Annotated in this window: 14 protein-coding genes; 6 read left to right on the top strand and 8 right to left on the bottom strand. The window is 53.4% G+C overall.

All coding sequences use genetic code 11. The annotated features are described in order from the left end of the window. Positions 1-63: 63 nt before the first annotated feature. Positions 64-972 carry a hypothetical protein gene (locus FHT87_RS28790; RefSeq protein WP_183806058.1) on the top strand — a complete coding sequence of 303 codons (909 nt, stop codon included), beginning with the start codon at positions 64-66 and terminating at the stop codon, positions 970-972. A 163-nt stretch (positions 973-1,135) separates the two neighbouring features. Here the strand turns inward: FHT87_RS28790 and FHT87_RS28785 are convergent, their stop codons facing one another. Then, positions 1,136-4,375, bottom strand: a complete 3,240-nt coding sequence (locus tag FHT87_RS28785) for a hypothetical protein (RefSeq protein ID WP_183806057.1) — start codon at positions 4,373-4,375, stop codon at positions 1,136-1,138. Between the two features lie 168 nt (positions 4,376-4,543). Here FHT87_RS28785 and FHT87_RS28780 point away from each other — a divergent pair, with 168 nt between their 5' ends. From FHT87_RS28780 to FHT87_RS28770, 3 genes are all read left to right on the top strand, one after another. Then, on the top strand, positions 4,544-7,789 hold the full coding sequence (locus FHT87_RS28780; RefSeq protein WP_183806055.1) for an ATP-binding protein: 3,246 nt from the start codon (positions 4,544-4,546) through the stop codon (positions 7,787-7,789). A 1,392-nt stretch (positions 7,790-9,181) separates the two neighbouring features. Continuing rightward, positions 9,182-10,012 (top strand): hypothetical protein, encoded by an 831-nt coding sequence (locus FHT87_RS28775; protein WP_183806053.1) that lies wholly within the window; start codon positions 9,182-9,184, stop codon positions 10,010-10,012. Positions 10,013-10,729: 717 nt separating this feature from the next. Continuing rightward, positions 10,730-11,086, top strand: a complete 357-nt coding sequence (locus FHT87_RS28770) for a hypothetical protein (RefSeq protein ID WP_246699682.1) — start codon at positions 10,730-10,732, stop codon at positions 11,084-11,086. A gap of 63 nt (positions 11,087-11,149) precedes the next feature. Here FHT87_RS28770 and FHT87_RS28765 read toward each other — a convergent pair whose 3' ends face one another. From FHT87_RS28765 to FHT87_RS28755, 3 genes are all read right to left on the bottom strand, one after another. Further along, entirely contained in the window at positions 11,150-11,521 is a 372-nt protein-coding gene (locus FHT87_RS28765; RefSeq protein ID WP_183806049.1) for a hypothetical protein, read from the bottom strand. Positions 11,522-11,690: 169 nt separating this feature from the next. Next, positions 11,691-12,488: a hypothetical protein gene (locus tag FHT87_RS28760; protein WP_183806047.1), complete on the bottom strand. Its 798-nt coding sequence runs from the start codon at positions 12,486-12,488 to the stop codon at positions 11,691-11,693. 55 nt (positions 12,489-12,543) lie between these two features. After that, entirely contained in the window at positions 12,544-13,683 is a 1,140-nt protein-coding gene (locus FHT87_RS28755; protein ID WP_183806045.1) for a hypothetical protein, read from the bottom strand. A 277-nt stretch (positions 13,684-13,960) separates the two neighbouring features. On the opposite strand from FHT87_RS28755, the gene FHT87_RS28750 reads away from it, so the two are divergent. Then, entirely contained in the window at positions 13,961-14,692 is a 732-nt protein-coding gene (locus tag FHT87_RS28750) for a hypothetical protein (protein WP_183806043.1), read from the top strand. Positions 14,693-14,729: 37 nt separating this feature from the next. Here the strand turns inward: FHT87_RS28750 and FHT87_RS28745 are convergent, their stop codons facing one another. The 4 genes from FHT87_RS28745 to FHT87_RS28730 form a co-directional block, all read right to left on the bottom strand. Then, complete coding sequence (locus FHT87_RS28745; protein ID WP_183806041.1) at positions 14,730-15,086, bottom strand: hypothetical protein; 357 nt, start codon at positions 15,084-15,086, stop codon at positions 14,730-14,732. A 13-nt stretch (positions 15,087-15,099) separates the two neighbouring features. After that, positions 15,100-15,912 (bottom strand): metallophosphoesterase, encoded by an 813-nt coding sequence (locus FHT87_RS28740; protein ID WP_183806039.1) that lies wholly within the window; start codon positions 15,910-15,912, stop codon positions 15,100-15,102. Between the two features lie 85 nt (positions 15,913-15,997). Then, complete coding sequence (locus FHT87_RS28735; RefSeq protein ID WP_183806038.1) at positions 15,998-16,510, bottom strand: hypothetical protein; 513 nt, start codon at positions 16,508-16,510, stop codon at positions 15,998-16,000. Between the two features lie 44 nt (positions 16,511-16,554). Beyond that, entirely contained in the window at positions 16,555-18,546 is a 1,992-nt protein-coding gene (locus FHT87_RS28730) for an AAA family ATPase (RefSeq protein WP_183806036.1), read from the bottom strand. A 540-nt stretch (positions 18,547-19,086) separates the two neighbouring features. Here FHT87_RS28730 and FHT87_RS28725 point away from each other — a divergent pair. After that, positions 19,087-19,539: a helix-turn-helix transcriptional regulator gene (locus tag FHT87_RS28725; protein WP_183806034.1), complete on the top strand. Its 453-nt coding sequence runs from the start codon at positions 19,087-19,089 to the stop codon at positions 19,537-19,539. Positions 19,540-19,587 lie beyond the last annotated feature (48 nt).

Genomic DNA, 19,587 nt, shown 5'->3' with positions numbered 1-19,587 from the left:
CTGGGGGTTTTGCACGGAATTAAGTAATGCGTTAAGATAATTGCCTGCAGCGAGGGTAAGAATATGGAGGATGTTCTTCAGTTCTGGCGAGATTACATCGACTTGACTCCCGCAAACCATGTTTGCTGCGCGTCCGCATATACAAATCGAGAAAAGAAGCACAATAGCGGGGACTGGCTAAAGCCGTATCTTTTGATGTACGACAAAATATTCGTGGATGAGGTCGGCTCGCTAATATACAATGCGGAAACAACTGATCTGGCGGACACTTATCAATGGCTTTTGGATGAGCGACTGATCGATCAATATCCCCGTTGTATTTACAGAGAGATCAATGACATTGAGTTGTCGGAAGACAGTCAGTCTCTGTTGTTTGCACGTGAAAAAGTCCTTGATGAAGCAGCGGCAACGGACGAGTTCGATGAAGAACGGTTTCGAGCCGTGGCCGCGCGGTGGGAAGCAGCCGTATTGGCTGATTTTTGCTCTACCAATGCAACTTGTCTTGAAAGGTCTTTTTTCAACGTAGCACATACCATTCCTGGTGCTAGCGCGATGAGGATAATTGTAGAAGAGTTTCCGGTACCGGTCTGGGATATGCCGTTCCAGGACATTATCGCATTGCGGAGTGATGAAACCCTTATGGCAAAAAGGGCTCCACTTCGAAATTGGTGCAGAAAGATCGATGGTTTACCGGATGCGTCCATCAGAGATGAATTCTCTGCTCAACTAGAAGACTACAAGCAGTACATGAAGCTTCAGAACATCAAATGCCAAAAGAGTGTGTTGGAGATTTGTGTCACCACGCCGATTGGTATTGTTAGTGATATTCTGAGACTGGATTTCGATAACGTGTTCGGACGACTGTTTAAGCTTGCTGACGCTAGGATCGCACTTGCGGAAGCGGAATTGAAAGCTCCATCGCGTGAGCTTGCCTTCCTCATGGAGGTAAGTAAGGGGTTGCCACTGTACTAGCGACGCGAACCGCTCTTTCCCTTTGATTGCTCCTCGCCTAGCGCATAGAGCCTCGCTCCGGGCGCGGTGTTGGTGTGTGCCAGGCGAACCGACTCGTTGCACATCGCAGCCTTTCGCGCGGAGCCAAATCTAAGGTTGCGGGGAGCTATCCCGAGGAATCTTCTTATTTTCGAGGATTTCTTCGAAGCTCCTGCAACCTCCTGACGGGGGGATCGATTTCGTTTGCAGGGATGATGACATTGTCATCGGGGCGAATAGCCATCGCATCGATATCGTGCTCACCAACCGTCCATGCATCCCGGACGTAAAACTTGTTTTTCACAATCGCCAAGTCGACCCGAAGTTCGGGTACACCTGAACTGCCAACGGAGGCCGCAGTTAGGTAGTAATGCCCCCACATGTTGTACAGGCTTAGAAAGGTCTCAAGGTTAGTCGAGTTTTCCGGTGTCATTGTCATCATTCGTGACGTATTGATGATTGGCTTGAGCCGGTCTCCCTTTGATGGGTCAATATTATGGGTGATGTGTCCCCGATAATGATGGGGGTTATGGCGGTCTATCCCGCGTATCACAGAGAGCCGTATCAGGTCATCGGTGTCGGTGGGTCCAAAACGATCTAGCCAACTTTGGAGGATCGCCTCAGCTTTTCCTCCATCTTCGAAAATCAAGCCAACGAGGGGAGGCAAGCCTGGCGAATGCCCGAACATCATGCCGCGCCACTTGGCTGCGTCCCACAGGCGACCATCGACGATGGAACGAATAACGATATCATCGTGCCTATCCAAATCACGGACACTTCGCTCACCGACGATTTGGGTGCCATCATCGTAAGGAAGCTGGTCAGCGATGGGAACGGGCGGTCGCTCGGTTTGGGGCGGATAGTTTCGAGTAACGAGATGCCGGAGATTCGCGAAAACGCCGATTGCGCTTCCAAAAGTTCGTTGCCTCGATAAGCCGATTCGACAAAATAGCGTCGCTCTCTCGAATACACGTTCCGTGGTGAGAATATCGATAACAGTCTCGGAATCGGGCAAGATCGCAATATGATCCAGAACAATGCCCATCGTCTCCATCAAATGGCTATTGTACTGACCCACGTACGCAATGTCAGTAAGTTGCCATTCTTTTGGAGTAGCAACTTCGATAATTGGCTTCGCGTCGTCAACGTTGACTATAGGGACATCGGAGCTGGAAGCGTCCAAAATATTTATCGTCAGCTTCTCGGTGTGGGGAAATACTCGAATGTTCAAAAGCGTGGCGGCAAATCCCTCAAGGGCAGCCGCATAGGTTTCAGCTGCGAGAAACCCGTCTTCGGAATTCCCGACACGAACCTCGACTTGCACTCCCAGCACCCTAGTCCTCACACCACAGAAATCACGGTCAAGAATGACACTTTGTTGCGGCAGGCTATGGGTTGCCGGTTGGGCTGCCATAGCCCGCATAATCCCGGAAACTTCTTCGACGGGCGTCTCTGGCGGGACAGACCCATCCGTGTACAAAAGGTCTTGGTAGCCAAGACGATAAAGTAGGACGAACCTCGCTGTAAAAAGGTCTAGGTTCTCAAGGATGTCTGGAAGCTCCGTCAATCTTGCGATCTCGTCGTCAGCCTTGGACACGATAAAGCATGCAAGCAAATTATCGAACTCGACGAGCTGGTCGTGAAGGCGCTTCTTGCTCTCTTCGTCCAACGGCATCACCCGTTCAAAAGACCGAAGGAATTGTATTGTGTCCAGGAAATCGGCAAGGTGGCCTAGCCGAAGAGATACGCTGGCCAGCAAATTGAGTGTCGGCACGGCTTCGACGCGAAGTTCGCCTTCTCGCTCAGATAGAGCGAAATATTGAATAAGAGCCGCGAAGGCGGTCGCTCTAGCGGCCCAAAGTAGGCTCGCCCCTTGATACGCCACGGAGAGATAGTACAAAGCTTGCGCTTGTTTTTCTCGACTTTCATCTTTGGCATAATTGACGGCTGCCCGACCCAGCCATTTGATCGCATCAATCGGCTTTTCGGCCTTTAACTTGCGCTCGCCCTGTTGGACGTATAGGTCTCCGGCAGTGACCTCTTTGTTTCGCTCCGCCATGAATTCCGCGAGCTTCTCGATAAGGTCGTCAAATGCATCGCTGTCGGGCGCGAACTCAGAGAACGCCGACACCATTGTGTCCAACATCTCAGCAGGATACTCACTGAGCCCGGCGGACTTGTCGATGATCTGGGAAAGCTCTTTCCAGGTCGCGTCTAGGTCTGCTTCGCCCTTAGCCAAGCAATGACTTAGCTCCATGAAGATAAGTAGAGTCTTGGCGTGTAGCGCGTTGTTGGGCCGCTTGGTGTCCAGGGCGAGTTCTGAGAGCTTTGATTTCAGTCGAGCGGCACGCTCGGTGAAGGACATCTGGTCATCAGTTTCGAGACCTTGTGCAATTCTTCCCGCCATGATCTGCAGGAGATTGCAAAGATTGCTTATGTGCTCCGAAAGGTCTGTCGGAAACGCAAGCTCCTCGACGGCATCGTATCGCTCTTGCATGGCGTCCGCGTCGTCAAACCACCAGAATTGTGTCCATGCGTCCTCATATGTTGCGCGAAGTTCTTGAGATGTGCTTCCGTATTTTTTTGCGAGATTGATTGCCCGTTGAAAGCGCCCCTCCGTTTCGTATCTTGGGCGTTCCAGTTCCCGAGAGAGACGGGCGGCTTCAAAGCTATCCGAAACGACCTGAGTGAGATCATCAGGTGCATTGCCGATCTTACTGAGACGGTTCTCAACTACCTCAAGAGCTTGCTGCCTTCTGAAATCGTTGGGGCCAATGCGAATCTCATTGGGGGCATGAGACCCAGCATGCAAATATTGGAACGCAAGGTCCTTGTGGGAGTGCGTGAAAACGCGATCAATAATCCATTCCCGGTCGAAGATCGTAATCGGAAACCCGAACGATTTTTTCAACTCCTCTTCAAGTGCGAGCCTGTCGCGCTGGCGAGCAGCGCGGCTTGTTACACAAATGATCCGGTCGTAGTGTCTACCCGTGCCGGAGATGCTCTCGACGTCGGACCGAATTTTGGCTGCCCACGTCTTTTTCGTGCTGAAAGCAAACGCCCAATGCTCTTCGCGGCTCCTGCCGTCGCCGACAAACCAACGTTCTGTAATAGGTGCCGTTACAGGGTAGGTATCCGTATCAATCTTGCCGTCGCCACCTCCTTCGGGTCCGGTGGGCGGCCTTAAATTCGGTGAAATCTCGCGCTCGCACAGCTTTCGGCAAAAATTCTCAAAGTCTTTGTGTTGGTTGCGGTCCGTGAGCGTTTCTAAATGGTGACTAAGCTCAGACTCGGTTAGCCTGTAAACTTCGATCTTCTCGCTGTCGGAGTATAAATAAGGCCGCTTAGACCGCATCATCTCGGAGGGACTTAGGAACCTGCTCATTGCTCAATTCCGTGATTAGCACGTTGATAAATCGTCTAAGCGTCGTACTCGCCCCAAACAAGTCTTACTTGCTAGAGACCGAGCTTGCCCACCACTTTAACTTGGCGCTCCTGCTAGCTAATATACCCGTGATGCGTGCGTGATGCGATTCGCATAGTGGAGGATTGATTGAGTGACGTCAGCGGAATTGTGACTTCAGCCGAAAGCAAAAACGCGTCACACGCTGAATGTGTTGATCGCTTCGAAGCCGCCGTGCAGAAGGATCGCTCGCTTCCATCATGGCGCGATGAGGTGGCAATAACTCTGCGGACAATCATGATGTCTCGTGCCGACGCGGATGCCACCACTTTCGGCAAAGCGGTCGAGCAGCTTTCGAAAGACCGTTCGCCTTGTTTGGCAGAGGCTGCAGTGTTGATACACGCCCTCAGCGTGGATGGGCTACTGGATCATGCAGACTTGGAATGTGATCAGCGGTTCATCGTCGAGATTTGCGAAAGAAATTTGCCGGAAGTCGCACAGTTCACGGGTTCAACAGACAAGCGCCAGACTCATGACAAACTTGCGCTTCTAGCCGGGGCTCACGCCCGCATCATCAGCCTTTTGAGCCCACTCGCAGCGGTGGCCAGCGATATCGACGGGATCGTTGCCTCAAGGCAGCAAATTTTGAGTGCGCTGAACAACGGCGTGGTCAAAGCGTATTGCGGCCCGTTCGATGTGCAGCAAGTACGGACGCGCGTCGATGTCGTGATAAAGAAGATCACCCGCCTTTCCAAGGAAACTGAAACCTTCTGGGATGATCTCGCCGACGCGGAAAGCTACATTCGGGACCAACGTACCTATGTCGAACAAAGCTCCTCGTTCCTTGTCCGACAGTTCTTCGAGCCATTTGTGACGGCTGCATCTAACGCCATCGAGAAGATCATCAGCTCGACACGGGGGAGGGCGAAGACAAATGTTTCCGTGCGTACAGTCAGCGGCTCGGCTCTCCAGAAGAGGTATCCGCTGCACGATGTGGGAAGAGATATTTCGCTCGTCATTCCGCTTCGAAGTGCCGGACCAGGCGTCGCACTGAATGTCAATGTTCGCGCCGATTATAACAGCAATCAGTTGCACATTGAAAACGGGCTGTTAGCCCTCGGCAACGTCGCTCCTGGCGATTTTGCGGCAGTTTTCGTCGCAAAAGTCCTTTCAGCAAGCACGGAAGCTGAACTGATGGTGACTGTGACGTGGGATGAGGCTGGACATTCGGAGAGCTGTGAAGCGATCTTCCTGATTGAGGTTAATGCTCAAAGTGCGAACGTGGATTGGGCGGCTCTGGAGTATCTCCACCCATATAGTACAGACGTCGCGAAAGGCGAGGCCTTTGTGGGCCGGGCTGATCAGGTCAAAGCACTTGGGAACCGAATGCTCCGACAGCCGATGGAGCCCTTTTACGTGAGCGGCCAGAAGCGGATTGGTAAAACGTCCCTGGCGCTCGCAGCTGCTGAATTCGCAAAAACGCATTCTCCTTCATCCATACAGGTACAATACCTTCTATGGGGAAAAATCGCCCATGATGATCCTCGCGCTTCCATGCACGCTCTTGGGGACAGAGTCGCAAAGTTTATCAAGCAGACACTGCCTCGCGACGTTGACATTCCCGAGCTGGAGTTTAATGGCTCGCTCGCGCCTCTAACCGAACTGGCTGATTTGGCATACGAAGTTCGGCCCGATCTAAAGTATGTTCTGATCCTTGATGAGTTCGATGAAATTCACCCAGAGCTTTACCAGCAAGGAAATCTGGCGGAAACGTTCTTCGCAAATTTAAGGGCGCTGACGACTTGCGAAAATCTATGCTTGGTTCTGGTCGGTGGCGAGAACATGCCGTTTATCATGGACAGGCAAGGGCAGAAGCTCAATAAGCTGATACCTTTCCGATTGGATTATTTCAGTCGAGACAGAGAGTGGGACGACTTCAAAACGCTGGTCAGAAAACCCACGGAAGATTCCATTTATTGGCATGAAGATGCGATCTCAGAGATTTTCAATCTGACCAACGGCAATCCTTACTTTGCGAAGATCGTGTGTTCGAGCGTTTTTCAAAACGCGGTTAAAGGACGCGACGCAGACGTCACCTTACAGGAGGTACGGGACAGCCTGGCCTCGAACATCCAAACGTTCGACGTGAATTCGTTTGCCCATTTGTGGATGGATGGAATCCACAAGCCCCCGGCGGAGCGCGAACCGGACGTGCTCAGGCGGTCCAGAACGCTGATTGCACTCGGTCGCGCTGTTCGTCGTGGCGGCAATGTCAACCTTGCTAACATACTTGCAGGCCGCGACGGCATCATTCTTGCCGACAATGAAGTCCCGCCCGTACTGAATGATTTCGTAAAGCGCGGCATCCTTCGTGAACACAATCGGAATTATGATTTCATACTTCCGATCTTCAGATCATGGCTCACCGAGATCGGCATTAATCGACTTCTCGCGGACGCTCTGGGCGAGGAGCTTGCTGCGACAGTCCTTCAAGCCGAGGATGCTGCTTACGTCACATCCGATGAGATTGCCGCGTTGGTGAAGAAGTGGCCGACTTATCAGGGACGCCAGATCGGGACCGATGATGTTCGCGCGTGGTTGGAACAGGTTAAAACGCACCAGGATCAGCGACTGCTATTCAAGATATTGAATGCGGTCAATTTCTACAATGAGTCCGAAATTCGGGAGCGTTTGCGCACCTTGCACAACATGGTGCGGCCGATACTCCCACAGTTTATTCAGACGAAGCGGTCCGAGCGACGTATGGATGTGCTGATCACCTACCTGGATGGAGAGGGCAAAAGCGGGCAGTATTATGCATCTCGCTACGCCGAGGAAAACAACCTCAATGTTCGGTGCATTATATCACCGGCCAACTTCGCCGAGGGCGTGCGAAAGCACATCGACAAGAACGGCAGACCGGCGGTTTTGGTCATTGTAGACGATCTCATCGCTACCGGTGGATCGGTACGTGGAAATCTCATCTCATTTGCCAATGAAAACAAGTCTACTCTTGAGGGTTTGGACGTACCGGTTATGGTTCTGACGATGGTCGCGACTGCAGAAGGTGACTCTGCCGTCCGTGAAGCGTTTTCGGAACTGAACTGGTTGAATGGCGATCTACGGTATTGCGAACTACTGCCAGACGACAAATATGCCTTCAGTGATACCAACGTGATCTGGCGCAGCGAAAGTGAGCGTGACAGAGCAAAGTCGTTGGCCCGAGACCTTGGGGCCTATATTTACAGGAGCAATCCTCTTGGGTTCGGAAATATGGGCATCCTTGCGGTTTTCCCAGCTAACTGCCCAAATAACTCTCTGCCCATTCTTCATTCCCGTGGACGGCAAGGGGATAAGGTAACTTGGCTGCCGTTATTTCCGAGGCTGACCAACTAGGGGTTTTCCGTTGGTCAAAGGCGCTAGGACGTAGTGCATCGACCCCGATCATCTTTGAGACGGCGCAGCGGTAACTCTAAGAGCGAGCGCCTCGGCGAATGCTCGCGATAAGCCGAGGGTTATTTTTGCGCACATTCAGTCCTATATCCTCGTTGGGAACGATGAATACCAATCCAACGGGCCTTTGGGCAAGAATGCATGTGGACTGTCCCGAAGACCGCCAATATTCAGCCTTAGCTTCCCTTGACACCCAGATAGTAGGATACCAAATCTAACTTACCCGGAACGAGAGCATGAGGCTTGGTTTGGCGTGACGTTGAGTCTAAGAGAGACCGTACACGTCACGTGAATGCTGTGGCAGGGACATTCGGGAAAATTCGCTGCGTTTGACCGAGAGGCCTAAACGTATGAACATAGCTCATCGACCTCTTGGTGTTCCATTAAGAGGACCGCACGATGAAAGGTTTTTGGCATTGGATCGAAAACCTCAGTAATCTGGCTGGTATCATCAGCCTGATACTTTTAATTATCTCCATCGTAATTTGAACTCTGAAGCGCCGGGCCTCCGGCGCTTCAGTCCATTGGTCAATGTCCGTGGACTTGAGCGACCAAGTCGCCGCTCAAGAGCCGAGCGAGTTAGAGGCTAAGACTGCAGCGATCCGAAATTCTCTGCTGAAAAGGCGGAAATCCGACGGCGAAGCAACTTGAATGTCCAGGATGCAGTCCGCGTCATCTCGGTTCTTTCCGGGGAAAGGTACCATGTCGGGGACTCGAATCTGGTTTGATAGACTCTACGAGTTTTGGAAGATACCCGAACGAAATCATTTGTAAGCGTTCGAACGCTGCGGATATATGAAAATACATCTAAAGGTTTAGGTTGCTGTAAACTTCTAGTGTGTAGATGCGGGCAACGTTCCGGCGTCAACCAGACATTGGCAGTTTAAACTCATGGCCTCACCTGACTTTCGGAGTTCACCTTCGGCTACGCTGTTACCCGACACCTCGAAGATATCTTGGGGGGGCTGGCCGTTCCCAATTTTCCGATGCAGGTGGAGGAGGCTGACCTCGGATACGACGTGGAATTTCTCGCGCACGGGGTTCCGTTAATGATCCAATACAAGCGGTCCTCAGTAATGAAGCGAAGAGACTGAAGCGTCGCGTCGCGATGTCGTTCCCTGCTATCTCAGCGAGATGACGAAAATCACCTGACCTGTCGCCGAGGCGGTGGCAGTTGTTGTCGGACCGGATTTAACGGCTCCACTTCTGGAACCTGATTCAGCGACCGGAGGAGGCCAGCAGCCGGAGGCACGCGGTCCGCGCAAGGCGTTCTAGGTCAGACAATGGTTGAAACTGGTTGGCACATACTCCTTAATTTCAATTCGGATGCACAGCATGAGCACCATCCCCGCGAATTCAGCAATCATCAGGGCCTCCGTTCAGGTGGTTCATCCAGCTCTCCCAGAGGAGGACTTGGAACGAAGGACGGCTGTGATTTTAAAGGACCTCATCCTGCTTGCACGGTGCGCGAGGTCTAGGTGTCTCGTCACATATAAGAGCGCGATTGATCTCAGGGGGCACGGGATCGCGAGGAATGGTCGATGGCTGGATGAGGTTTATGCTCACGCCATCGCGCCACTTGCCTTCCCCGATTTGACCATGCTGGTCGTCAACCAAGATACGAGCGAGCCAAGTCCCGATGCCTTCAACGCTCGTCGGTCGGTTCTGAGCAAAATCCATATCGCCGATGTGAAAGGCGAGCAACGCCGCTGTATTTGGTATCCAGATTACGAGGCAGTGCTCGGGCCACTGGATACGATCCCCGCAAAAAGCATGCACTCGCGGCTCCTTGCAGATGAGCCGCCTAAAGAACGGGAAATCGCCAGAGCTGTACGAAACGCCGTCGGTCGGGTGACGATGTCAGGAACTGAGAAGACGCTGATAGGACGAGAATATCCGGACTCCTTGCCCATGGCTGAGCTTCTTTCTTTGGCAGCTGACCTTTGGGTTCGCCAAGACGGACGATGCGCATTAACTGGTCAGAAATTTGAGCTTCGAGCCAACGACGAGGGCGGTGTGCAAGATGATCGTGTTTCGCTTGATCGGATCGACAACCTGCGCGGTTATGCATTTGATAACGTTCAGCTCGTGACGCAATTTGCCAACCGGGCTCGCGGAACGTTGTCGTGCGACGCTGTAAGATTGAGACTCACGCAGTTTCGATAACCTGGCAAATTTCGAAAGGAGCGGCTTGGTGGGTGGAACCTCGATAGGCGACCCGATTGTGAAGGCGATACAATGCGGGATCATTAGCGTCTGCTTGTCAGACCCGGCAACCGGTGCGAGCCTCAGCCGTTTGGAGCTGCGTCAAAACGCTGGCATTGCGGAAGCAGTGCAAGTTGACGCGGGCGTTCTTTATTACTGCCGGGAGAGGGTAAAAAGTCTCACGGTGACTGGTTTGAAGGAGGCACTGATGGCAGCTATTAAGTCCGAGCAGTGGGCTTAGGGTCTCATCGAACGGATTTCATCCAGGTGAACATTCCCTCATTCGTGTTTTCCCTTAGCATTATAGTCATTTGCAACAGCGGCGGTTTTCCGCTTCGTTCAAAGAACATGGGCTGTGGCTGCGGCGGAGTGGCAATATTCGCGATGATCAGGGGTAGGAATATGCGCACGCAGGCAGAGCAGGTTCAGCTAGCTTCACTCCGGGCTACTTGGCCAAAGTGATAACTTTCTTGTGTCGCCGGTCTGGTGCAAGGCCAGTTTATTTAACTTAATGGACCTTTAATGAGTGCGCGTCTATCGACAGCCATCAGAATCGGAGAAGCCGCTAGGGCGATACTTATAAAGACTCGGAGCTTTCCAGAGCGGGGATTTGGTGAACATGAGGACCTGAGACATAGCAACCACATCGGCGTCGAACCCATGCTTTTGGCGCTTTCCATGGAATTGGCACTGAAAGCATGGTTCGTTTTCGACTACGACGATCCTAAAATTGCCAAATCGCACAACCTGATAAAGCTGTTTGAAAGCCTAAAGCCGGAAAGCCAAGAGAAACTCGATATGGAATTCAAGAGGTCCGTCGTTCCGTATCATCCCAACGGTTTTTTCATGGACTACAGCATCCGTCACATTCTGTATCAGCACAAGGATGCCTTCATCGACTGGCGCTATCTTCATGAGGCAAACAAAACGATGATGTTTAATCAGAGTGCCTTCGAGGCGACGCTCGAAATGGTTCTCCGTGAGTTCGAGAAGAGATACCACATCGGACCGGTTAAGCCGCTTTGGCGGTCGTGAACGCATTCCGGATCGAAGAGAACTTAGCGGCCGGATCAGCGTTTTTCAGCGTCGCCGCGTGTTTTAGGGTTTCTGCAGTGTGGGAGTAATCGTTACGAGATAATCTCCGCCCATCTTCGACGAATTGCCCGTTACCTCCAGGCTGCTCGAAGATGATACGAACTTGAAGCGCTGAAACCGAGCAAGAAAGTCCAGGTGGTAGGAGTCGGAAGTAAGCTCATCAGTCTCTTTGAGGCTAAGTTTGCCATCGTCAGGCCCACTGCCAATGTATGCCGTCAGTTCCGTGGTAACCGCCATTTTGACGGATCGATCCTGCGATTCATAAATCAAGGACACGGGATAGATTATGGTGGTGTTACCCGCATTCCGGCGTGGGTTCGTCGGACTTTTTTGCCAAAAACTGATAAAGCTGTTCAATTCTTGATAGCTGTTCATATTTCCTCAATGAAATTTCTTCGCTTGCTGCGCTTGTTGGTACCCGTTTGGTTTGTATATCGCTTCCGTTACCACTTTCTTGCGGCGTGTCTCGAAAGCGGTATTCAAATGAGCTTTTGAGCCAATGCTTTGCAGTTCTCTGCCTTGCACAGCTACCGAAGAGGCGTTGCTAAAACCAAAGCTCATAGGTCTGAGTTATCGGATTGATTATACGAAGCCCAGCATACCATTGCGTTGGCTTGTCGCATCTGTTGAATTCCACGTCACCGCGAGCAATTGCGTCGAGAGCTTGGGCGGATATTGCGTCCGCTGCCTGAAGTACACGGTTCACGACGTTCTCGCTCCCAGCGTCCGCGCTGGCGTAAATCAACTGAACTCCGGGCGGCAGAAAACTTTCCTCAAAGACAGGGGCTGAACGGGCGTTGAAGTTCGGTATGTTTCCGAGGTCGGAATCCACAATCATCCCGAGCCGATTGCCAGCACTGATGTGACCTCCTGCGACGAGCTGTTCGTAAGCAGCCAACCATCCGAAATTCTCGATTTTCTCCGTCGTCAGGTCAATAAATTCCCAGCAGAAAGGGACGGCGAGCTTCCAATACGCACTTGCCCCCGGCGGCGGAGAAGCTTCCTCGAATGCAACGACTGCAGTGACCGAAACGGTCCGCCCATTTATCGTTCGGCTATTGGTGTCGACGGCTACGGTGTAGTCGAAGTTGGCCAACAAGGCACGCTGGATGTCAAAGCTGAGCGCTGCAGAATCCTGCGGGACGCGTGTTAGGACCTTTTCACCTTTCGGCCGGGCGTAGCTGACCTGGGAATAGACATTTACCATGGGTTGACCAAATTCGATCTCGCCGGTCGCCTCATTTACGCGAACGACGATTTCACTCACATTGTCCGCTGTTGTGCCATAGAGGTGCTCGAAACGGGGCTTTCGGTTCTTATCTTTTCGGCTTTTTCTCGACACTGTTGATCCTTGAATCGAAACGGACGTATGTTGGATGCGATTGCGGCGTCCGTGCTTACGGCCCGACCAACGCCGAGACATCATGGTAATTCGATGCGCGGTCAACACCTCCGCAAATGAGGTTTAGGCCGGGCACCTTCCACCGGGCACGTCGAAATCCCTCCAGGGTGCGTTTGTCCACAAGTGTAAGGTCTGCATACGCCGCCAAGCACGCCAAGTGCGTGTCGTTCAATTCGCTGCCTTTGCGCTCCTTGAGGGGTGGCCCATGGCGACGCAATTCCGAAGAGATTATCCACGACGGCACGCGGTCCATAGAAACCGACCGCTTGAGGTCGCGAAAAGGGATGCCCGAATCTTGTGTCGAGATTCTCATCTGTTGGAGGAACAGACCATATTCCAAGACCTCTCCAACCGTGGCATCAGCTCTGACATCTGATGGCTCCACCCCCTGAGCAGCCAAACTTTCCCAGATCAACGCGGCAGCGCTTTGGGGTAGGTTGTCTATTGCGTCAGCTACCTGCCTGATGAAGCCAGCTGAAACCGCGCGGGGTTCCTCAATGCGCTTGTCACCGTGACGGAGAATATCTAAAGCAAGGCTGCCCTCTATGACTTCAAGCTGCCGCCGAACTCCTTCTTCGGTCCTGAACTGACCGTTTAGCAACTCTGAAATTGGCTTTGTTGAGATATCGACGACGTTTGTCCGTGTGACGGCCACCAAGGCACGCGCGTTGCGCGACCGTTCAAGAAAGATTTCCCGCAGAGCAAGCAAGAGATCGGGGTCCGGACCAAGAAAATCCTCGCCACTCCCCACTTGTATAAGGTACACAGCGGCAGCGTCGCGGACCCGAACAGCATCGAATTCTGGGTTAGCATAGGCTGCCAGCACTTCCGCACCCATCATCGACGTGACACCTCCTGGAGCGGTTGGCGGACCGCGATGTGCAATCCGGGCGATGAACGGCAGAGAGTGGAGGAATCTGATCCTCGACTGGACCAGACCTGCATCCTCATGTGCGCATAGTTCCTCAAGGTGATGAAGGGTGAGTATTGGCAGCACGCCTCGGTTCTTCAGCCATTCAGAAAAACCTCGTGCCTGCTGCCTTTCAGCGCTTTTTCGTGAAAGACTATCCCGAATCCAACCGGCAAGGTGTGAGGTGTCCAACGCAAGGATGAAGGGCTTCAGTAGGGCGTTCATTTATAGTCCATCGCACAGCAGTTGGGGTAGTGACCTTTCGAACTGCCAGCATGTCCCAACTGCACGCCCGAAGAAATCGTCAATTAACGCGTCTCTGGGTAATTTCTTTTGGGCGGTCATGCCGCAGGCGAAGTCACTGAAAACGCTCTGGAAATTGCCGTTTGCATGGACGTCCACATGGTTGTTGAAGGGGAAGAGGCGCTTGTCGACGACAAATGACGCAACTTATGCTACGCTCTCCGCCAGTGGCTGCACGCTGTGGAGGAGGGCCGTGGCAATGGCAGGGCAAGCACAGGAGTTCGGGGTTGAGCTATTGACATACGCATCAGCGGTCGGGGTTGGTTTCATTGCCAATCCACTCTTAGAAGTGCTGAAGGCGTGGCTTTCGGCAAGAAGTGGAGCAACGACCAACAAGAGCGATCTTGTGGCAAAGTTGAAAATGGCCATGGGCTATTTTGATGCCTACGCCGAACTCCTAGACAGCGCCGTTGGTGAACGACCCGCATCCATGACGTTGCGGGAACGGGAGATGAGAGCTTTAGCCTCCATGCGAGCATTTGATTTGCGGCCCGTCCACGATCTCATCGAGCACATAACTAAGCTCAATCTACGCCAATCTTCCCAATCAGGAGCTGGTCAAGCGCTGACAAAGAAATGTCTGCTGTTGATCTATGCTTTCGAGCACCTCAAGACCATAAATTTAGTACGACGCCGACCTCTACTCAGCACAGCGCCTCCCATCGAGCCACCTGAGTTCTTTATTCGAGAGGGCGACGATCAGCTTATTGACGAAGCAAGGGAACGGCATCGCGAGCTTAAAATGTTCGTCATTGGCCCGTATGCTGAGATTTTGGAGATTGACCCGAATACTTCAGCTGTCGACCTAAAAATAACAGCGTGGGAAGCTGCGTATCGAAACGAACGTGCCCAAAGCAGGAAGGATGCAGCCAACGAAAAGCTCCGAAACGCTCTTGAGCGGGCGTATCCTCAAGAGCCGCCAAAGGACTAGTGCAACGGCCTTTCCAGCATTTGCTTGAGGGAATGCTTCATTTTGACCGGGCCGCCAGGCACTCTTCACGAGCTTTCGCCATAATCTCATCGAGAGCGGTCCTGAAGGAGGATGGCCCAATCATTGAGTATTCGATTTCGACCGTTTGGGAAGACGCAAGTCCGTTGTGAGCTTTCCCATCCACCATCTTTTTGAAGCGAAAGCTTACGTCCGTTCGCCCGCGAACAAGGTGGTCGACCTGGCGCAATGCTTTCGCCAACAGAAGAATTTGCTGATCGCTTCCGAACAGCCTTGCGCTCTTTGGTTCGTCGAGCAGATGACGGAATTCAAGGAGCGTTGCCTTCTCCTGATCCATGCTCGCGCCCTCGGACACTTCGAACCACAAATCCGTCATGTCGCAATCCTTCTCAAAGCTCGATGACGAAATCCGGCCGAAATCCCGCCGTACCGCGTTCCCCGCCGTAGCCCCTTGGATTGCAAATCACCCTGGTCTTGTCAGCCATATAATCTCGGAACCGATGGATATGGCCGTGAATCCAAACCGACGGTCGTCGCCGCGCGATCAGATCGGATAGATCACTCCCGAACGCCGCGTTGGTCATGTGGCCATAGAACCGGGGATCGAAGCTCTGAACGAGTGGCGCGTGATGCGTTACAACGAACGTGCGACCGTCGAACGGTGTTTCCAGCTCGCGCTCGATAAATGATCTGCTCGCGATGTGGCGCTCAAGGATTTCCTGAACCGTGACCAACCCGTTTTCACCCGGACGCCGTTCGTCGGATCGGAAGATGCAGGCGAAGTCTGCCATCAGAGACGGTACCAAGCCGAAGGCAATAGCTCGCCGCTCTTCCGGCGGGATGTGTTCGTCGTCGCCGACCGAAACCGCGAAGTCCGTCCAAAGGGTAGCGCCGATAAAACGGCAACCAGCCATTTCGATGCGTTCGTTTTCGAGAAGATGGATACGGGTGCCATCGATTTCGCGACGTGCTCTTTCAAGCGTGAAGTCGATGCTCCCGTTGTAGTAGTCGTGGTTCCCGAGGACCAAAATCACGGGCATATGTGGCTCGATAACGCGCCGCAGGTAGGCGATACTTGTTGAAATGTTATCCGAGATGTCACCTGCGCAGATGCAAATATCCGCATCCGGAATACGAAGGGCGGTACCCCAGAGAGCGTCCGCCGCAGAGAAGTGGATGTCGCTGACGATCCATGCTCGCATTATCGTTCCTTTCATTCGGGCAAACAGAGACAGCCGCGCGGAATTTCCGCGACGGTTCCTTGATTCGAATGGCGGGAGCCCAGCTTCAGTCCTGGAAAATATCTCCGATACGTCCACCAGAAATCCATGCGCGGCGCTGCCCGGCATGCTTTGGGCACAGGCACTGGTAATAGCCGTCGAAGCTATCGATCACTCCTGCGTCACCACAGACTTCGCACGTCACCATGCTTGCATTCCACGAGCGGATGCGGATTTCCGCTAGCTCTGCGGCAAGTTCCTTCGAGAATTGATACCCTTCACGGCTTGGACCGATGTAAATCCGCAAATCACCGAGTTTTTCCTTGATCTGCCGAATAGTCGCTTGCCCGACTGAACCATGGCGGTCTAAAGCCGCCTCGATTTCGGCAAGGCTTTCGGCGATGAGCGGAAGCCAACCATTCTCAACGTTGAAAACGATGTCGGCTGGCAAAATGCGAGCGTGCTTTAGGCGGAGGTCGCCGATGAACTGGTCGCGGTCAAAATCAGGCGCAAGCATCGTTGCCGCCTTGCTGATTGTCCCGACTGACCTCAGCCAGCGCATCCAGATCGGTAATCCCATTGATCATCTTCAGCGATCCCAAGGAAATGAAGGGGAAAGGCCGCTCAGCATGTTCTTGCCGCGATGTGATCCGAGGTCATCGCTCCTGGCCAAAGCTTTTCCAGTCGATCTCCTTGCAAGCGCTTGTGCTTCGCCAACTCGGTGGCGAACATCACGAGTGTGTGCTGCAGGCCGCTGAGCATGTCTCTCGCCCGGGCGTATTCCGTCTGCAGAATCTCGTCGGCTTCCGCTCTTAGTCGGCGGTCCTGCCACAGCTCCGATGGACTGGTCGTGTCGATGGAACCCGGGAGAAAATATGGGGATGTCCCGAACCCGTATTTCGTCACCATCTCCACAGCAAGCTCTGTTGCTATTGCGAAGTCGCTCTGACTCGAACCTGAAGCCATGGTCGAGCGATCTCCGTAAAACACTTCTTCGGCGGCAGCTCCAGCCAAGTGCATAGCGATCAAGTTCATCATGTCCCACTTAGTTTTGAAGGGAGGACGAGGGTGCTCGATAGCCGTGATCCCATGCGCATCAAGGTCGGTCGCAAAATTCCGAGCATTGTCGAAGACCTCAACACGTTCGACTTTGCCAACTAGCAAAGCGTGGGCGATAAGTGCGTGACCCGCTTCGTGAATTGCGACATGCAGCAGATAACCGTCGTTCAGAACAGGCTGCGGCTCGATTTTCCCGCGAAGGTCATCAATCGTGATGTCTCGATTTTCGCGGCGGGCATCTCGTCGCGCCTCTCTAGCCAGCCGTTCGAGATCAGCACCACTCTTCCCTGGCAGTCTGGCGGCAATTTCCTTCAGAGAAGCGTCGTCCGCGAGCGACGGCAGGTGGAAAGCGAGAATTTCGGCCCGGGCTTCCGCGTCCGGCATGGGGAAGTGAACGTGCTTCTCTAACCGACCACTCCTGACAAGCGCGGGGTCAATTCGTTCAGGATGGTTGCAAGCGCCAACGACAACGACGCCCTCACGTCCGCCAATCCCATCGATGCATTCGAGCAACGCATTGACGACCTGGGTGCTGTAATCCGCGTGCCTTGAATCGAACTTGCTGCGGTCCCCAATGGAGTCAAATTCGTCCAAAAATAGTAGGCAAGGCGCATTTTCCTTGGCGGTCGCGAAGGATCGGTACATTGCTCGCAACATGTCGCCGAGGTGACCATCCTTGCTGCTCTGCCACTTCGAAATGGATGTGGCTTCCAGATGCATGTCGCATTCGGCGGCGAGAGCTGCTGCAAACCTGGTTTTGCCGGTGCCTGGCGGGCCATATAACAAGCATCCTTTATCGACATCGGACCAGTCGAGCTTTCCATCACGCCAATCTTGGAGGTCTTTCTTCAGGTCCAGCGCCCATACGGAAGCTTCACCAAAGCCTTTCGAGATATCCAGCTGTTTGGCTTCGCTGCGGCGCGGACTTTGCCTGCTTTCCTTCAGAAGTCTTTGCGCAGCCCGCGCGGCGGGTTGGCCAATTCGGAAGATGGCGTCCATCCTTTCCGAAGGTTGTTCGGCGATCAGCGCAACTTGTTCGTCGGAAACATCGCCACAGCCTCGGAGCCTTGCGAGCGCTCGGAGATGGTGAGGCTCACACAGACGTAGGCGGGCACGGACCGTTGCCGCAAGTTCGAAATCCTCATGAATCGCCGATCCCTCGGTAACGAAGATTATCAATCTGCTCCCTGATGCGAGATGCTCGGTAGGGTCGATCTCCCAGCCGCGCCTCGTCTTGGACTCCGGATGCTGACAAAAGCGAACGTTCTCATATTTGAAGGCGATTGCCGCCGCCTCCTGAACATCCTTTAGCCGCCATCCGGGTGGGGCCGTGACAAGTGCAACACAAAATGGATTAGAGATTGGCTCTATGTTACGCCGAACCAGGCTCACCATCGCACAATAGGCCAGGAAAAGGCGGGCTGACTTCATCGCGACGGCGGCACCGTCACGCCCGGTACTGAACGGGCGAGCGGATCGCGATCCAGTCAGCTGGATCGCGATCCGCTGAAGCTTGCTGATGTACTCGGCGAGATCGTTTCGGAGAGCGGTGTCCATCGATGTTCTCCGCGTCCGATCAGTGGAGGCCGTCGTCGAATCGGTACCAACGGCTCAACGTCCTTGCCAGCTTCCGCTCTCGGTCGAGAAAAAATAGCTCGCTTGTGACGCCGGGACCGTCTTTGATCGACGGATGGCCGCTCATCACGCCCATCAAGCAAGGCACAGGGCGACTGACTATCATGCAATTTCGGATGCTCACCGTGTCGGACGGGGTGGGGTAGCTGCCAGTCGTGGCGACTTGTTCGAGGTCAGCGAGAAGCAACCTCAGTCGCGGCAGGATTACGAAGGGCGGAGTTCCAAGCCATTTGTCAGTCATCGCTGATGCTCTCTGATTCGGCGGCTATGCCGCTGTTTATGGAGGGCACCAAAACTGATTCGCGATCCATTTGCAAAGGAAATGATCTGTTTGCAAATATTGCGATCCGTTGTGATTGCGTTTTAGAGGCGCGGTCAATTTAATTGACATTTCCTTGGAAGGGCTGCTCATCCAAGTAAATGGACAGCCTTCCGGACCTTCTTAGAGCTGCGCGATGCCTGTTGGGATATACCCAGACCGGCATCGAAGAGGTGCTCGAACTGAAGAAGCGGTCGGTCTACACGCTTGAAGCACGACGCTATAAGCTTACACCGCGCTTCGCCTTCCTCTTGAAAGACAAATACGAAGAGGCGGGCGTTGAATTCACCGACGCGGGCGGCAGCTTTGGACCGGGAATCCGCTGGCGAAATCCTGGCAAAAAGGACCCGTTCAAACGAGTCTTGCTACCGGCAGCAAGGGGATTAGCCAATCTTTCGCAAGCACAACTGGCCAAAATTGCCGACATAGATCGCAACTTTATCGCCCGGCTTGAGCAGGACGATTTCGATTCAGTCGACATGAAGAAACTAGCGCGACTGGAAGAGGCGCTCAGGGTCCAAAACGTTGAGTTCGTATCAGAGACATCGACGAGCGGCGCGGGCGTGCGCTGGATAAGAACCATCGATGATTCTTAGCTTCGCTCGGGCGAATAGCGATAGAAGCCCCGCCTCGCCACACTTTTG

Source organism: Rhizobium sp. BK316 (assembly GCF_014193695.1).
GTDB lineage: Bacteria > Pseudomonadota > Alphaproteobacteria > Rhizobiales > Rhizobiaceae > Rhizobium.
This window is presented reverse-complemented; position numbering and strand designations above follow the sequence as displayed.

What these genes read in the sequence shown, in the direction of transcription:
- FHT87_RS28735 (WP_183806038.1), bottom strand. Translation starts at nt 16,510, where the DNA reads ATGGGATTACCGATCTGGATGCGCTGGCTGAGGTCAGTCGGGACAATC.
- FHT87_RS28765 (WP_183806049.1), bottom strand. Translation starts at nt 11,521, where the DNA reads ATGAACAGCTATCAAGAATTGAACAGCTTTATCAGTTTTTGGCAAAAA.
- FHT87_RS28785 (WP_183806057.1), bottom strand. Translation starts at nt 4,375, where the DNA reads ATGAGCAGGTTCCTAAGTCCCTCCGAGATGATGCGGTCTAAGCGGCCT.
- FHT87_RS28775 (WP_183806053.1), top strand. Translation starts at nt 9,182, where the DNA reads ATGAGCACCATCCCCGCGAATTCAGCAATCATCAGGGCCTCCGTTCAG.
- FHT87_RS28750 (WP_183806043.1), top strand. Translation starts at nt 13,961, where the DNA reads ATGGCAGGGCAAGCACAGGAGTTCGGGGTTGAGCTATTGACATACGCA.
- FHT87_RS28730 (WP_183806036.1), bottom strand. Translation starts at nt 18,546, where the DNA reads ATGGACACCGCTCTCCGAAACGATCTCGCCGAGTACATCAGCAAGCTT.
- FHT87_RS28755 (WP_183806045.1), bottom strand. Translation starts at nt 13,683, where the DNA reads ATGAACGCCCTACTGAAGCCCTTCATCCTTGCGTTGGACACCTCACAC.
- FHT87_RS28770 (WP_246699682.1), top strand. Translation starts at nt 10,730, where the DNA reads ATGGAATTGGCACTGAAAGCATGGTTCGTTTTCGACTACGACGATCCT.
- FHT87_RS28745 (WP_183806041.1), bottom strand. Translation starts at nt 15,086, where the DNA reads ATGACGGATTTGTGGTTCGAAGTGTCCGAGGGCGCGAGCATGGATCAG.
- FHT87_RS28740 (WP_183806039.1), bottom strand. Translation starts at nt 15,912, where the DNA reads ATGCGAGCATGGATCGTCAGCGACATCCACTTCTCTGCGGCGGACGCT.
- FHT87_RS28790 (WP_183806058.1), top strand. Translation starts at nt 64, where the DNA reads ATGGAGGATGTTCTTCAGTTCTGGCGAGATTACATCGACTTGACTCCC.